The sequence below is a fragment of the Thermincola ferriacetica genome, from assembly GCF_001263415.1.
In the GTDB taxonomy this organism is placed as follows: Bacteria; Bacillota; Thermincolia; order Thermincolales; family Thermincolaceae; genus Thermincola; species Thermincola ferriacetica.
The window spans coordinates 1-16,881 of the sequence record NZ_LGTE01000031.1; the positions used below are offsets into that span (position 1 = coordinate 1).

12 protein-coding genes are annotated in these 16,881 nt (G+C 48.7%); all 12 read left to right on the plus strand.

Annotated features, from left to right (window positions below; all coding sequences use genetic code 11):
- Positions 1 to 589 precede the first annotated feature (589 nt).
- Positions 590 to 1,276 carry a cell division ATP-binding protein FtsE gene (gene ftsE / locus Tfer_RS14150; RefSeq protein ID WP_052218960.1) on the plus strand — a complete coding sequence of 229 codons (687 nt, stop codon included), beginning with the start codon at positions 590 to 592 and terminating at the stop codon, positions 1,274 to 1,276.
- Positions 1,266 to 2,153, plus strand: coding sequence for a permease-like cell division protein FtsX (ftsX, locus tag Tfer_RS14155; protein ID WP_052218961.1), 888 nt, complete (start codon positions 1,266 to 1,268; stop codon positions 2,151 to 2,153). The genes ftsE and ftsX overlap by 11 nt, the downstream gene beginning before the upstream one ends.
- Positions 2,154 to 2,170: 17 nt before the next feature.
- Positions 2,171 to 3,307, plus strand: coding sequence for a murein hydrolase activator EnvC family protein (locus tag Tfer_RS14160; RefSeq protein ID WP_052218962.1), 1,137 nt, complete (start codon positions 2,171 to 2,173; stop codon positions 3,305 to 3,307).
- 124 nt (positions 3,308 to 3,431) lie between these two features.
- A complete protein-coding gene (locus Tfer_RS14165; RefSeq protein WP_052218963.1) occupies positions 3,432 to 4,580 on the plus strand; it encodes a S41 family peptidase in 1,149 nt (382 codons plus the stop codon).
- An 80-nt stretch (positions 4,581 to 4,660) separates the two neighbouring features.
- Positions 4,661 to 5,905: a PDZ domain-containing protein gene (locus Tfer_RS14170; RefSeq protein WP_052218964.1), complete on the plus strand. Its 1,245-nt coding sequence runs from the start codon at positions 4,661 to 4,663 to the stop codon at positions 5,903 to 5,905.
- 106 nt (positions 5,906 to 6,011) lie between these two features.
- Positions 6,012 to 7,136, plus strand: a complete 1,125-nt coding sequence (locus Tfer_RS14175) for a PRK06851 family protein (RefSeq protein WP_052218965.1) — start codon at positions 6,012 to 6,014, stop codon at positions 7,134 to 7,136.
- Positions 7,137 to 7,395: 259 nt separating this feature from the next.
- Entirely contained in the window at positions 7,396 to 7,989 is a 594-nt protein-coding gene (locus Tfer_RS14180; RefSeq protein ID WP_052218966.1) for a uracil-DNA glycosylase, read from the plus strand.
- Positions 7,990 to 8,130: 141 nt separating this feature from the next.
- On the plus strand, positions 8,131 to 8,376 hold the full coding sequence (locus Tfer_RS14185; protein WP_013121558.1) for a hypothetical protein: 246 nt from the start codon (positions 8,131 to 8,133) through the stop codon (positions 8,374 to 8,376).
- Between the two features lie 119 nt (positions 8,377 to 8,495).
- Positions 8,496 to 10,526 carry an excinuclease ABC subunit UvrB gene (gene uvrB, locus Tfer_RS14190; protein WP_052218967.1) on the plus strand — a complete coding sequence of 677 codons (2,031 nt, stop codon included), beginning with the start codon at positions 8,496 to 8,498 and terminating at the stop codon, positions 10,524 to 10,526.
- On the plus strand, positions 10,519 to 13,380 hold the full coding sequence (gene uvrA / locus Tfer_RS14195; RefSeq protein ID WP_052218968.1) for an excinuclease ABC subunit UvrA: 2,862 nt from the start codon (positions 10,519 to 10,521) through the stop codon (positions 13,378 to 13,380). Before uvrB ends, uvrA begins: the two co-directional genes overlap by 8 nt.
- Positions 13,343 to 15,202 carry an excinuclease ABC subunit UvrC gene (gene uvrC, locus Tfer_RS14200; protein ID WP_052218969.1) on the plus strand — a complete coding sequence of 620 codons (1,860 nt, stop codon included), beginning with the start codon at positions 13,343 to 13,345 and terminating at the stop codon, positions 15,200 to 15,202. Before uvrA ends, uvrC begins: the two co-directional genes overlap by 38 nt.
- Positions 15,203 to 15,218: 16 nt before the next feature.
- The gene (locus Tfer_RS14205) at positions 15,219 to 16,856 is read left to right on the plus strand and encodes a putative manganese-dependent inorganic diphosphatase (protein WP_052218970.1); all 1,638 of its coding nucleotides are present in this window, start codon (positions 15,219 to 15,221) and stop codon (positions 16,854 to 16,856) included.
- Positions 16,857 to 16,881 lie beyond the last annotated feature (25 nt).

Sequence of the window (16,881 nt, forward strand, 5' to 3'; positions counted from 1 at the left end):
AAAAACCGCTGCACATTAAAGTGATGAGTTGCGACTTAGTGGAGGGCGGCAAGCCTGTGTTTACGACAGTGAGGGCTTGAAATTGCCGTTTCCGACACGGACGTCGGAAACCCGGCCATTGAGTCACGGATGACGATTTGGCCGGGTTCGGCAATTTCAACCGAACGGAGTTTACACTGTCTCCGCCCGTAACTTTTAAGCAACGTTTACTTTATGTGCAGCGGTTTTTCCGCCGAAACTGCAACATGAGCCATCGAGTTCGGGAACGCTGCCTGCCTGGCTAGGTTTTGCAGCAGCATAAAGCTCTGAGGTAGCGGAGAACCCCACCCACCCCTCCAATGGACGTACTTGAAAATATTGAAAAAACATCGACCGCACCTGGCTTTAAATGCAAAGTAAGCAAAACGGGGTATCCGTTACTTGAAGGAGCCATAGTTACCCGGCAAACGGAAATTTACCGCCCCAAGCCAGAAAACCGCCTGAAAAAAAGAGGAATTTGCTACAAGGTGTCGAAAAATCAAGATAGGCTTGTGTAAAGACGCACTAATTATCGCATTACCGAAAATGCTTGTTGGGGTGGAAGAAAAATATGATTCACTTTCTCAACGTCTCCAAATTTTATCCGAACGGTGCGAGGGCGCTGACAGACGTCACAACGAGGATAGAAAAAGGAGAATTTGTTTTTTTAGTAGGGCCGAGCGGGGCAGGTAAATCGACTTTTATTAAACTTATCATAAAAGAAGAGGCTCCTTCCAGGGGACAGATTATGTTCAATAACAAAAACATCAGCCGTATTCGTCCTAGGGAGATACCCTATTTAAGGCGTTCTATCGGGGTGATTTTTCAGGATTTCAAGCTGCTGCCCAACAAAACTGTATATGAAAATGTGGCTTTTGCCATGGAGGTTATAGAAGCTTCCAAAAGGGAAATACGAAAAGCCGTGCCAAGCGCGTTGAGCATGGTCGGTCTTGAAAAAAAGGCGGACGTGATGCCTTCGGAATTGTCCGGCGGCGAACAGCAAAGAGTGGCTATAGCAAGGGCTATAGTAAATAACCCGCCTTTGATTATAGCTGATGAGCCTACAGGCAACCTTGACCCTGATACTTCATGGGAAATAATGAGGCTGTTGGACGATATAAACAAATGTGGTACGACTGTTATCATGGCCACCCACGCCAAGGAAATTGTCGATAACATGAAAAAACGGGTTATAGCGTTGGAAAAAGGACGTATTGCCAGAGACGAACAAAGAGGGGTATACGGTTATGAGAATTAGGACCCTTGGATATTTCCTGACGGAGGCTTTTAAATCCCTGCGCCGCAATAGCTGGATCGGACTGGCTTCCGTGGGGACAATGGCCGTGTCATTGATTATAGTCGGCGTTTCGCTGCTTTTGGTGATTAATACCAACAACCTGGCTTCTAAACTTGAGTCAAATGTGCAAATTTCAGCCTTTATAAAGGACGATGTTGACCTGGAACAGGCGCGTGCCCTGGAAAGCAAAATTTTATCCATCAACGGTATAGCCAATATCGAGTTTATTTCAAAAGACAGGGCTCTTGAAGAGTTCCGCCGACAGTTAGGTGATCAGTCCAGGATGGTCAGGGCTCTGGGAGGTAATAACCCCCTTCCTCATTCCTATCGAATTACAGTTAAGGACCCTAGACAGGTAAAACCTATAGCTTTGAAAATTGCCAAAATACCCGGCATTGAGAAAGTCAATTACGGCCAAGGAGTAATTGAACGCCTTTTCGCTGTTACCAAATGGGTAAGGGCCATCGGCGTAGCGGTTATTGTCCTGCTGGCCTTGGCGGCTATTTTCCTGATTGCTACCACCATTCGGCTAACGGTTTTTGCCCGCCGGAAAGAAATTCAGATCATGAAAATGATTGGGGCCACTAACTGGTTTATTCGCTGGCCTTTTCTGCTGGAAGGTATGATCCTGGGGTTTGTTGGCGCCCTGCTTGCCGTTATTGTGGTGTGTTTTGCCTATTTAACCCTGGCTGATTACCTGCAGAGAGATCTGGCTTTTATGGGCTTGCGTACCGATATGCGGTTTTTAATAAATATAAGCGCTTCGCTGCTGGGTGTAGGCACCTTCCTAGGCGCAGTCGGCAGCGGGATTTCCATGCACAAGTTTCTCAGAGTTTGAAAGGGGAGGGTTTGGTCATGTCCCTATGCAAGTGGCGGTCTTTAGTTGCTGCGCTGGTAATAGGCGTTTTTATGACAGGCAGTGTGATACCGGGGTATGCCTCTTCTTTGAATGACCTTATTCGCCGGCAGCAACAGACACAAAATGAAATGCAGAGCGCCCAGAAAAAAATAAAAGAAGAAAAGGCTAACGAAAAAATGGTCCTGCAGGAACTGGACAAGTTGGACAAGGACATAGATGCCGTACAGACGGAAATTGGAAAAATTAAGGAGCAACTGGCTGCTGCGGAAAAACAGTATAATGTAGTGAAGGTCGAACTGGCCGAAGCTGAGGATAGGCTGGCGGAAAGGTCAGCAGTTTTAAATGTCAGGGTTAAAGACATCTACATGAACGGACAAATCGGTTACCTGGAAGTACTTTTGAGTTCGCGCGATTTCACGGAATTCATTACCCGCTTTGAGTTTTTAAAACGAATTGTGGAACAGGATTCCAAACTGGTGGAAGACATCGAGGCGGAAAAGAAAGACATTGAAAATAAAAAAGCCGATCTGGAAGTAAAATTAAATGAAATCAGATCTATTAAAAACCGTTACGAATCAAGGCAAAGTTTTTTACAAACAAAGCTGGCCAGCCGTAATGAAATGCTGAAGGATATTCGTACCCGGAAAGCCCAATACCAAGAGGCTTATGAAGAATTAGAAGAAGAAACGGAAAAGCTGAACCAATTAATCAGGGAGTTAACGCGAAAAAGAAATACCACTGTAAAAGGTACCGGGAAGTTTATATGGCCTGTGGACGGCCGGATTACATCGGAATTTGGCTGGCGTGTACACCCCATTTTAGGTACGAAAAGAATGCACTACGGTATTGATATAGCAGCCCCCACCGGCACGTCGGTACAGGCTGCCGATGACGGAACGGTAACCTTTGTAGGTTGGATGAGCGGATACGGCAAGGTTGTGGTAATCGACCACGGTGACGGATTGACTACTACATATGCTCACCTATCTTCTCAACTGGTCAGCGAGGGTCAGGAAGTTAAAAAGGGCGATAAAATTGCTGAGGTGGGCAGTACCGGTTTAAGTACCGGCCCCCATTTGGACTTTTCGGTGAGGGAAAACGGCACCCCTGTCAATCCAAGAAAATATTTGTAGACATAGCAGGAGAAGGTAACTCGTTGTTGTATTTTTACTAATATTATTGTAGTATAATACATATATTTAATTGTGTTAGAAACAGGCAATTAATTGTGTTAGAAACCAGGGCAGGTGAATCAGGTTGCGCGAAGGCAAACGAGTCCTTCTCGGAGTACTGGCTGTATTTATTATCCTATCGGTAGTTGCCAGCGGATTGGTAACAGGGGCATTGATTACTAATTATAACAATGTCGGCACCTTGGCCAGAGTCATATCCTTGATTGAGAGGAATTATCTTGAGAAGGTAAAAACAGAAACTCTGGTGGAAGGGGCCGTTAAAGGCATAGTGGATTCGTTGGGAGACCCTTACTCCGTTTATATGCCCCCCAAAATGTTTAAAGAGCTCCAGGAAAAGATGCAGGGCAGTTTTGGCGGGGTTGGCATTATTGTCTCCATGAAAGGCGAACATATAGCCGTCATCGAACCCATTAAGGGCACTCCGGCGGAAAAGGCCGGAATTAAGGCCGGTGACATTATAACCAAAGTAAACGATAAAGATACAAAAGACATGGACCTTGATACCGCTGTTGGTTTAATGCGGGGACCGGTGGGTACGGAAGTGGTTCTCCAGGTATTCAGGAAACAAACCAACAAGTTCCTGAATTTCAAAATAGTAAGGGAAATGATTGAAGTACCCACGGTGGAAGGTAAAATTTTGCCTAATACCAAGATAGGGTATATTGCTATCAGCATGTTTGCTTCCAATACGGACGAAGAACTGGATAAAGTTTTGCAGGAGGTCCTGGCCCATAAGCCAAAAGGACTGATCCTGGATTTGCGGGACAATCCGGGAGGGGATCTGGAATCTGCGGTGAGGATAGCAGATAAATTTATTCCCAAAGGGCCTATTGTATACGTTGAATACCGGACAGGCAGTGATGAGTACTATGAGGCGGATGATAAAAGGATCGAACTTCCGCTTGTCGTATTGATCAATGAAAATAGCGCCAGCGCTTCCGAAATTGTGGCGGGCGCCATCAAAGATACCGGGAGTGGTACTTTGGTTGGCACCAAGACTTTTGGCAAAGGTGTTGTCCAATCAATTTATACCCTCCAAAACAAGGCCGGGTTAAAACTGACTACTGCCAAGTATTTAACTCCCAAGAAGAGGGATATTCATAAAAAAGGAATTCAGCCCGATGTAAAAGTTGAGCTTCCCGAAAACAGCGAAAAGGATTTGCAGTTGGAAAAGGCAATTTCTATTCTGGAAGAAAAATCTGTAAGAGATTAACCCATACAGAAGCCACGGTAATTTATAAACCCGTGGCTTCTTGTGGTTGAGGTAAATTAAACCGGATGGGAGTGGCCCTTATGTTGCTGTGGTTCGATGTGGCGCTGCGGATTTTGGAAGGGATTGTCCAATCCATTTTCAATCCGCTGTTCTTGGTGATAGTTGGCCTGGTGGGCATACAGCACCGAAGAATTGCCAAAAACAGGGAAGCCTTTTTTGGGCTGCGTGGCGGGAGTGTTATTCTTGATACCTTCTATTCTACGGTTTTTGGCATCCTGGGCGGTATAATAGGGAGTTTTCTTTTAGTGCTTACAGGTGTCTCCCTTGATAACATTGGTGTAGGTTATATTTGGCCTTTAGCATTGTTCCTCATGCTTATCAATCCCAGATTTTTATGTTTCTCCTATGCCGGTGGAATAATTGGTTTAACCGGTGTCCTGATTGGCTATCCGCCGGGTGTAAAGGTACCTCAACTTATGGCCTTGATAGCAATTTTGCATATGGTGGAAAGTTTTTTGATTTTGGTCAGCGGGCACAGGGGGGCCATCCCTATTTATACCCGCACCAAAAAATCAACTGCCGTGGTGGGCGGGTTTACTTTGCAGAAGTTCTGGCCTATCCCCCTAATGGCCCTGACGCTTGTTACCACAGATATGATAGATGGTCAGAGTGTGTTGCAACTGCCTTATTTACCCGATTGGGGACCTCTGATAAAGCCCTATTTGGGCAAGCATCTCTTTGTTGTCCCGGCGTTGATGCCTGTTTTGGCCGCCCTTGGCTACGGCGATATGGCCATAGCCCGGACACCCAGGCAGAAAAGCAGGATTTCTGCCCGTAATTTAAGTATTTACAGCCTTATTTTGCTGGGCCTGGCCTTAATTTCAGCCAAGCACAGGTTTGTTCAGATGCTAGCGGCCCTGTTTGCGCCGTTGGGTCATGAACTGGTGATTTACCTGGGGCAGCGCATGGAATTGCGGGAAGAACCCATTTTCACCCATACCGGCGACGGCGTGATGGTGCTGGAAGCGGTATCCCACACCCTGGCAGACGACATGGGGATCATGCCGGGGGATGTGATATATTCCATCAATGGGATTCCGGTTAACTCGAAGGCCGATATAGAGGCAGTTTTGATACTGCGTCCCAAATACCTGCAGGTAGAATTTTTATCCTGGGCCAAACAGCGGTGGCAGAGAAAAACAGCGCCCTTTAAACCCAACCAGGTGCTGGGTGTTATTCCTGTTCCGCAAGGGTATGAAAATACATATATGGAAATGAAGTCCGCCGGCCTCCTGCCAAAAATCTGGCATAAGTTTACCCACTGAAACCTCCCGATTCTGTGTCACCTTTCGTCTCGTCCCTGTATATGATGAGAGTAGTGAAAAACTATGGCCCAGTCCGGCCAAAAATAATTTAAAGGAGGCCAGTTTGATGTCGCGAGGAGGAAGCATCAAACGTGTTTTTCCAGGCGGGAACACAGCCCAGGGGTTCTACTCGTTCTATGATTCGGTCCTGCAGGATATGGATCGCATATTCATCATTAAAGGAGGTCCGGGAACAGGTAAATCGTCTCTCATGAGACGTATCGGGTTGGCCCTGGCAGACCGGGGATACAATGTGGAGCTTTTGTGCTGCTCTTCTGATAACGATTCTCTTGACGGAATAGTCGTTTCAGATTTAAAACTGGCCATGGTTGACGGGACAGCACCCCATATAGTTGACCCCAAAAATCCCGGCGCCGTGGACCAGATTATCAACCTGGGCGAATTCTGGGATGAAGAAATGCTGCGGCAAAACAAAGAAGCCATTATAAAGTGCGGTCAGGAGGTATGGGAATGTTTCCGGGAAGCATATAAGTGTCTCAAAGAAGCCAAAACAATACATGACGAATGGGAAGATTATTATGCAGAAGGCATGGATTATACCAAAGCCAATCAGGTGGCGAATTCAATTATCAACGAAATATTCAGCAGACAGCCGGTGACCAGGCATATGTTTGCCAGCGCCATCACCCCGGAAGGATTGGTCAACTATATTGACAACATTACTGAAGGGATCAGTACAAGGTATATAATTAAAGGTCAGCCGGGGACGGGCAAGTCCACCCTGCTTAAGAAAATTGCCCAGGCGGCTGCGGACCGGGGTTATAACGTGGATATTTATCATTGTTCACTTGACCCCGAGAGCCTGGATATGGTGGTGATTCCGGAGATAAACATAGCTGTGATTAACAGTATGCCGCCGCATACTGTTGAGCCTACGCGGGACGGCGACCGTATTATCGATATGCTGGAATGTGTTTCGCCCCAGGTAGTGGAGAAAAATCGCGCCGCTGTTAACGACGCGGAAAAAAGGTTCAATCAAAAGGTAGAGGAAGCCATTAGGTTTATAAGTAAAGCCAAAAAGCTGCATGATGAACTGGAAACCTATTATATAGATGCCATGGATTTTGCTGCCGTTGACGAAACGCGGGATAAAATATTGACCAAAATATTGGCTTTATCATCGGGCAAATCCGATTTCAGAAAGGCCAAATTTGTGTTGCAGACAGGTTAATCAGCAAAAGTAGGTATGGGTATTCCCTAAGATTTTTGTGGAATGCCCAGTTTTTATTGCCGAATTCGAGGAAATACCCCGCGGGAGATTTGGCAGGAGCGTCATTCTGGTTCAAGAAAATTCCAGAAAAAAGAGGAAGTAATGGAAATTAAGTAGAATATTTTGTACTGTCCCGGCACTCGCCGGCCGGAATACCGGGGGAATATGTCTCTTACCGGGAAATTAACGTTGCCAATAGGGTTAAGCGGAGATGGTGGAAATGAACGATTTTGAACTTTTGGCTGCAATAGAGAACTGTAGTGATCTGAAGCAGCTCTCCCTTTTGGCCAGGGATTGCTGCCGGTGCGGTCTGCGAGCCGGCTGTAGGGGGGTTGTGTTTGGCAAAGGAAATCCCGATGCGCACCTTATGTTTATAGGTGAAGGCCCGGGCGCTGAGGAGGACAGGCAGGGTTTGCCCTTTGTCGGGGCAGCAGGTCAGCTTTTGGATAAAATTATACTGGCCGGCGGGTGGCAGTTGAATGAAGTATACATAGCCAATATTGTAAAGTGCCGGCCGCCCGGCAACCGGACGCCGGCGCCGCAGGAAGCCGATGCCTGCAAACCCTGGCTGGAAAAACAAATTGCGCTTATTAAACCAAAAATTATAGTGCTGTTGGGCTCGGTAGCCATTCAGAATATCATTGACCGCGGAGCCAGAATTACCCGTGACAGAGGCCGGTGGTACGAGAAAAACGGTATTCGGATAATGCCTACTTTCCACCCGGCTGCTTTATTACGGGACCCGGCCAAGAAACGGCCGGTCTGGGAAGATATTAAAAAGGTACGGGCTTTATATGACTCTCTGATAAAGTGACCCGGCTCCGACCGTATCTGGTTTTAGATTGAGGTGATTGGAGTTAGGGCGGTGTTAAGTCGAATGTACTTTTTACCCTTTTCCTGGTGATGTAATTGTGCTATATTATATTTGTATCTTTCGTTGAGTGGGTGAAATTGGATGTATGAAACCATGGCAATAGGATTGGTTTCTTTCGCTGCCTGGTTGTTGAATATTCCTATGGGTTATTGGCGTTCCGGCGCCCGTAAATTCTCATTGCGATGGTTTTTGGCCGTCCATCTGACGGTACCGCTGATTTTTGTACTTAGGGTTAAGGCCGGTCTCGGTTATGGGTACATTCCCGAACTGGTCCTCTTTGCTGTTTCCGGTCAACTGCTGGGTGGTAAACTAAACGAATTGGCTTAAACGTTTTTCATATGGTGTTATTGGCGCCATCCTTCAGCGGGGTGGCCTTTGTATTGTTGGAAACCGGTGTGATATAATGATTAGGCAGGTATGGTTTAATGGTTTGGGAGGAAGAAAAAATGGAGTTTAAGCTGGTTTCGGAATACAAACCGAAAGGGGATCAGCCAAAGGCCATCAGAGAAATTGTGGAAGGGATTAACGCCGGCCTCCGGCACCAGACGCTGCTGGGGGTCACCGGTTCAGGCAAGACCTTCACCATGGCCAATGTGATTGCCCAGGTTAATAAACCTACTCTGGTGATTGCCCATAACAAGACTTTGGCTGCCCAATTGTGCAGTGAGTTTAAAGAGTTTTTTCCGGAAAACGCCGTTGAATATTTTGTGAGCTACTATGATTATTACCAGCCTGAGGCTTATATACCGCAAACGGATACCTATATTGAAAAAGATGCCTCCATCAACGAAGAAATAGATAAACTGCGCCATTCGGCAACAGCAGCCCTTTTTGAACGGCGCGATGTCATTATAGTGGCCAGCGTGTCCTGCATTTACGGTCTGGGTTCGCCGGAGGATTACAAAAACCTGGTTGTTTCCATCCGCCGGGGGAGCGCCATGGACAGGGACAGGTTGCTACGCAGGCTGGTTGACATCCAATACGAGAGGAACGACATCAATTTCATCCGCGGAAAATTCCGGGTCCGCGGTGACGTGGTGGAGATATTTCCTGCTTCTTATACGGAAAGAGCAGTAAGAATAGAGTTTTTTGGTGATGAAATCGACCGTATAGTGGAAGTTGATACCCTGACCGGTGAAATCCTGGGGGAACGCAACCATATTTCCATTTATCCTGCCAGTCACTTCGCTACTTCCCAGGAAAACCTGGAGCGGGCTATTCGGGATATCGAGGCGGAACTGGAACAGCGGTTAAATGAGCTCCGCAGTCAGGGCAAACTTTTGGAAGCTCAGCGGTTGGAGCAGAGAACCAATTTTGACATTGAAATGATGCGCGAAATGGGGTACTGTTCCGGGATAGAGAACTACTCCCGGCATATAACAGGCCGGGCCCCGGGGGAACCCCCCTATACCCTGTTGGATTATTTCCCCAATGATTTCCTGATGATTATAGATGAAAGCCATGTTACCGTACCCCAGATCGGGGGTATGTACGAAGGCGACCGGTCCAGGAAAAGCGCTTTAATAGAACATGGTTTCCGCCTGCCTTCTGCTTATGACAACCGGCCGTTAACATTTGGGGAATTTGAAAAACATATCAACCAGGTAGTCTATGTTTCGGCGACTCCCGGCCCCTATGAACAGGAACACAGCGCGCGGGTGGTCGAACAGATTATCCGGCCTACGGGCCTCGTTGACCCGGAAATTCAGGTGCGGCCCACAAAGGGACAGATAGACGACCTGTTGACGGAAATCCATGCCCGGTTGGAGAAAAACGAACGGGTGTTAATCACCACCCTGACTAAGAAAATGGCGGAAGACCTCACGGACTACCTGAAAGAGGTAGGCATAAAAGTAAGGTACCTGCACTCTGACATCAAGACCCTGGAAAGGATGGAAATCCTCAGAGACCTGCGGCTCGGTGTTTTTGATGTTCTGGTCGGCATCAACCTCCTGCGGGAAGGCCTTGATTTGCCCGAAGTCAGCCTGGTCGCCATTCTTGATGCTGATAAAGAGGGTTACCTGCGTTCGGAACGTTCCCTCATTCAGACCATCGGACGGGCTGCCCGCAACGCGGAAGGCAAGGTCATTATGTATGCTGATACCATTACTCAGTCAATGAAAAAAGCCATCGACGAGACAAACCGCCGGCGCAAAATCCAGATGGATTATAACAAAGCGCACAACATTACGCCGCAAACTGTCAAGAAAGCCGTGCGGGATGTGATCGAAGCTACCCTAAAGGTGGCTGAGCCGACGGAAAAATACGTAGCCGGTAGAAATACGGCCAAGATGTCCAAGAAGGATTTGCGCAAATTGATTACCCAGATAGAAAAAGAGATGCAGACTGCCGCCAGACGCCTGGAATTTGAGAAAGCTGCCGAACTGCGAGACCTGCTTATTGAACTCAGGGGCGAACTGCGCGGCATAGCCAAACCGAAAAACGATCTTGCACTGGAGGCGCTAAAAAATGGCTAAAGACAAGATAATTGTAAAAGGCGCCCGGGTACACAACCTGAAGAATATAGATGTAGAAATTCCCAGGGATAAGTTTGTTGTTGTTACCGGGCTTTCCGGTTCGGGGAAATCCTCCCTGGCTTTTGATACCATTTATGCCGAGGGGCAGAGGAGGTATGTGGAATCACTGTCGGCATATGCCCGCCAGTTTTTGGGGCAGATGGACAAACCTGATGTGGATTATATTGAAGGTCTTTCCCCGGCCATTTCCATAGACCAGAAGACAACCGGCCGGAACCCGCGTTCAACGGTCGGCACTGTCACTGAAATATACGATTACCTGCGTCTTCTCTTTGCCCGGGTCGGGCATCCGCATTGTCCGGAATGTGGACAGCCCATCGCCCAACAGACGGTGGACCAAATGGTGGATCGTTTGATGCAGTTTCCGGAACGGACCAAGGTGCAAATTCTGGCTCCCCTGGTGCGGGGGCGTAAAGGCGAATATGTAAAGGTGTTTGAGGACATCCGGAAACAGGGTTACGTACGGGTGCGGGTTGACGGGGAAATCAGGGACCTTTCCGAAGAGATAAAGCTGGATAAAAATAAGAAACATACCATTGAGGTGGTAGTGGACAGGGTCATTATCAAGCCGGAAATCGAAAGGCGTCTGGCCGATTCTCTGGAATTGGCGTTAGGCCTGTCCGGCGGGATTGTTGTAGTGGATGTAATTGATCAGCAGGAAATTACCTTCAGCCAGAATTTTGCCTGTGTGGACTGCGGCATAAGCCTGGCGGAAATTGCTCCGCGGATGTTTTCTTTTAACAACCCTTACGGGGCTTGCCCTGCCTGCAGTGGGTTGGGTTTCAAAATGGAGATTGATCCGGACCTGGTCGTGCCCGACAAATCCAAATCACTGGCAGAGGGGGCTATAGTGCCCTGGAGCCGTACACCTAACGGGTACTATACCCAGGCCCTGGCGGCTGTAGCCCGGGCCTACGGGTTTTCCATGGATACCCCTTTTGACAGGTTGACCCCGGAGCAGGTTCATATCGTTTTATACGGTACCGGTGGACGCCCCATAGAAATGAGGTTTGCCAAAGAGGGGCGTGACCACAGGTTCAACACGTCTTTTGAAGGTGTTATTAACAACCTGGCCCGGCGTTACCGCGAGACTACTTCTGATTGGGCCAGGGAAGAAATTGAAGAATACATGAGTACTTCCCCCTGTCCGGAATGTGGAGGGGCCAGGCTCAAGAAAGAGTCGCTGGCCGTCAAGATTGCCGGTAGGTCAATCTACGACGTGACCAGGCTTTCCGTGGCGGAAGCCCTTGAATTTTTTAACAGGCTGCAGATGACCGAAAGGGAACAGGTCATTGCCCGGCAGGTTCTGAAAGAAATACGTGAGAGACTGAAGTTCCTGGTCAATGTGGGGTTAGACTACCTTACCCTGGACCGCTCTGCCGGTACTCTATCGGGTGGGGAGTCCCAGAGAATCCGGCTGGCCACGCAAATAGGTTCTGGATTGGTAGGAGTTCTCTATATCCTGGACGAACCCAGTATCGGTTTACATCAGCGGGATAACGAACGTCTCATTAATACCCTGAAGAGGCTCAGGGACCTGGGCAATACCCTTATTGTGGTTGAGCATGACGAAGATACTATGTATGCCGCTGATTATATAATTGACATAGGTCCTGGCGCCGGAGCCAACGGTGGGGAGGTTGTTGCTGCCGGTCCCATTGACGAGATCAAAAAGTCAGACAAGTCCATAACCGGCCAGTACCTAAGCGGCCGCAAAAAGATTCCTGTGCCTTTGTTCAGGCGTAAACCCAACGGCAAATGGCTGGAGATCAGGGGAGCTTCGGAGCATAACCTGAAAAATATAGATGTCCGTATTCCGCTGGGTGTCTTTAACTGTGTCACCGGCGTGTCAGGGTCCGGCAAAAGTACACTGGTCAATGAAATATTATACAAACGTCTGGCCCTGGAACTCCACGGCAGCAAAACAAAACCGGGGGCGCACCGGGACATCAAGGGTTTGGAACACCTTGACAAGGTGATTGATATTGACCAGTCCCCCATTGGCCGGACGCCGCGTTCCAACCCGGCTACTTATACAGGGGTCTTTGATGGTATCAGGGAACTGTTTTCCCAGACACCTGAGGCCAAAACCAGGGGGTACAAGCCCGGCCGGTTCAGTTTTAACGTGCGCGGTGGCCGGTGTGAAGCCTGCAAAGGGGACGGTATTATCAAGATTGAAATGCATTTCCTGCCTGACGTATATGTGCCCTGCGAAGTCTGCAAGGGTAAGAGGTACAACCGGGAAACGCTGGAAGTGCGCTACAAAGGAAAAAACATTGCTGATGTTTTGGATATGATAGTGGATGAAGCAGTGGAATTCTTCAAAAATATCCCCAGGATTTACCGGAAGCTGAAAACTTTACAGGATGTGGGGCTTGGTTATATTCGCCTCGGCCAGCCGGCAACGACCCTGTCAGGCGGTGAAGCGCAGAGGGTCAAGCTGGCTACGGAACTGAGCCGCCGGAGTAACGGGAAAACCCTGTATATTTTAGACGAGCCAACCACCGGTTTGCATATTGCCGATATTGACAGACTGCTGCGTGTTTTGGAATGCCTTGTGGAAGCCGGGGATACGGTGCTGGTTATTGAACATAACCTGGATGTTATCAAGACAGCCGACTATATCATAGACCTGGGGCCGGAAGGCGGCGACCGGGGCGGGAGGGTAGTGGCGCAGGGAACGCCGGAAGAGGTGGCGGCTGTATCCGAATCCTATACCGGACATTTCCTCAAGAAAGTGCTGGAGCGTGAAGGGAATGGATATTCAGGACAAGTTGAGACTGTTACCGGATAAACCCGGCGTATACCTGATGAAAAATGCCGACGGAGATATCATCTACGTCGGCAAAGCTGTTTCCTTAAAAAACAGGGTCAGGTCTTACTTCCAGTCCAGCCGGGCCCATTCTCCCAAAGTACGCAGTATGGTAGCGCAGGTGGAGGATTTCGAATATATTCTCACCGATTCGGAGATCGAGGCGCTGATTCTGGAATGTAATCTGATCAAAAAGCACCGGCCCAGGTACAACGTCCGCCTGAAGGATGACAAAAGCTATCCCTATCTGAAACTAACCGTTGATGAGGAATTTCCGCGGCTTTTCATGACTCGGCGGGTGGTGCGCGACGGCGCCAGGTATTACGGCCCTTACACAAATGCCGGAGCCGTGCACGAGACTTTAAGGGTTCTTAAGCAGGTTTTCCCCCTGCGGTCCTGCAAAAAAAAGAATGTGGACCGGAATGCGCGGCCATGCCTGAATTACCATATTAAAAAATGCCTGGGACCCTGTAATAATCAAATCAGCGTCAAGGACTACCGGGATATGGTCAACGAGATAGTTCTTTTCCTGGAAGGGCGCCAGGAAGAACTGATTAAGCAAATTGAGGCCAAAATGACGAAAGCCGCGGAGCAGATGGAGTATGAAAGGGCGGCTCTATACAGGGATCAGGCCAAGGCCTTGCGGGCAATTGTGGAAAAACAGAAGGTTGTAGTGGCTGATCTGACAGACCAGGATTTTATCGGTCTGGCCAGGGAAGGCGAGGACTGCTGCGCCAGCGTCTTTTTTGTCCGGAGCGGCAAACTGCTTGGCCGGGAACATTATATTCTCGAAGGAGTGGGTGACGACCCTTCTGCCGAGATTTTGGGAGATTTTATTAAACAGTATTACCTGCAGGTAGAGTACGTCCCGAAAGAAATCCTTTGTTCTGTCAGGCCTGCGGAGATTTCTTTAATTGAAAAGTGGTTGACCGAGCGAAGGGGAAATAAGGTTCAGGTCAAGGTGCCGCAGCGGGGAGATAAGGCTAAACTGGTGGAACTGGTGGAGAAAAATGCCCGTGAAGAACTGGCCCGGCACAGGCTGGAAATGGAGAAATCCAGAGCGCGAACGGAGGGTGCTCTCCTGGGCCTGGAGGAATACCTTGATTTACCCCGGGTCCCCAGGCGAATCGAGTGTTATGATATATCCAATACCCAGGGACGCGAATCTGTGGGTTCCATGGTCGTTTTTCAGGATGGCGAGCCTAAGAACAGCGAGTACCGTCGGTTTAAAATAAAAACTGTGGAAGGCCCCAATGACTTTGCCAGTATGCAGGAAGTAATCGGGCGCAGGTTTGGCAAAGCCAGGGAAGAATTTGAGGCGATAGAGGAGGGCATGCTTGAACCGGCCAAGGCCAAGTTTGCCAAAATACCAGACCTGGTAATAATCGACGGGGGTAAAGGGCAGTTGAATGCGGCCCGGGAAGTTATGATTAACCTGGGTTACGGTTTTATACCAACTTTTGGTCTCGCCAAGGAGGAGGAACTGCTTTTTGCCGAGGACAGGGCAGACCCCATTGTCCTGCCCCGCAATTCGGAGTCCCTTTATTTGCTGCAGCGGATCAGGGATGAAGCTCACCGCTTTGCCATTACCTACCACCGCCATCTGCGGGGTAAACACAGCCTGAAATCAATACTTGACGATATACCGGGAATTGGCGTGAAAAGGAGAAAAGCGATTATTCAGCATTTCAGGTCTTTTGAAAAGCTGCTCAAGGCCAGCGCTGCGGAAATCGCGGAAGTTGAAGGCATTAGTGAAGCTTTGGCGGAGCAGGTTTGGGAGTACCTGCATCATCACGATAAATAGGGAGAGGAGAACTGGAATGACAAAGGCTATTTATGTTGTTGGCCATAAAAACCCGGATACCGATTCTATTTGTGCTGCCATTGCTTATGCCAAACTGAAGCAGCGGCTGGGGTATCCGGCTATTCCCTGCCGTGCAGGGGCAATAAATGAGGAAACCAGATTTGTGCTTGATTATTTCAAGGTGGAGGTTCCGAGGCTGTTGCCTGATTTATATACCCGGGCCAGAGACCTGGTGAACGGTAACGGGGGTTGTACCGTTGTCCGGCCTGATATGCCCGTATGGGAAGCATGGAAGTTGATGCGTGCACGGAAAATAAAAACGTTGCCTGTTGTAGATGAAGGCAACCATTTGTTGGGACTGGTTACAGTTGGCGATTTTGCCGACAAATACCTGGCTGACCTGGGAGAAAAAGACCTGGGCCATATTTGCGCTACGGTCAGTAACGTAGTGCAAACTCTGTCAGGGACCCTGTTGGTTGGCAATCCGGCTCAGGAATTGAACGGAACAGGGCTTATCGGTGCCATGGAAACGGAGACTATGGAAAAGTACCTTTGTCCTGACTGCATACTGATTGTGGGTGACCGCGAAAAAATCCAACTGGCTGCGCTGAAAAAAGGGGCCGCATGCCTCATTTTGACGGGGGGAGCTGCATTAAGCCCTGCCGTTAGAGAAGAAGCCGTGCAAAGGGGCGCTACGGTAATAGGTGTGCCCATGGATACTTTCACAACTGCCCGGATGCTGTTGATGAGCATTCCCGTGGGCGCTATTATGCATACTACAGACTTGGTGGTTTTTCAGGAAGATGACCTGTTGGATGAAGTGAGGAAAGTGATGCTCAATACCCGGTTCAGGAATTACCCTGTCGTGGACGAACAGAACAGGGTAGTAGGCGAAATTGCCCGTTATCACCTGCTTGGGTTTAGCAAAAAGCCAGTGATTTTGGTGGACCATAACGAGCTGAGTCAGGCTGTGGAAGGGGCCGAAGAGGCCCAAATTCTAGAAGTAGTGGACCACCACCGGGTTGGCGGCATACAGACGGGAGAACCCATTCTTTTCAGAAATGAGCCTGTGGGCTCTACCTGTACGCTTATTGCCAAGGCCTACCTGGAACACGGTATAGAACCCAGCCTCGAAATTGCCGGTATTCTTTGCGCCGGTATATTGTCGGATACGGTGGTCTTCAAATCGCCCACCTGTACACAGGTGGATCGCGATATGGCGGCTATGCTTGGCAAACTGGCCGGTATTGACCCTGTGCAGTTCGGCATAACCATGTTTAAAAAGACTTCATCTCTTATCGGCCGCAGTCCGCGGGAAATTGTGGCCAGTGACTATAAAAAATTTCTGGTGGGCGACCTGCAGTTCGGTATTGGCCAGGTAAGTGTGCTGGGACTTGAAGGTATTGACGAATTAAAAGAGAGCCTCCTACAGGAAATGGAGGGGGTCCGCAAATCCGAGGGAGCTGATTATGTGTTGCTGATGGTTACAGATTTGATAGAAGAAGCCACCTACCTTTTAATCAGCGGACCCAACCCGGAACTGGTTGGGGAAGCTTACCAGGCAGAGGTTAGGGAAAGGGTGGCTTATCTTCCCGGCGTGTTATCAAGAAAAAAGCAGGTGGTTCCTCCCCTGATAAAACATTTTCAACAATAAAATTCTGTTGCGCAAAGGACAGAAA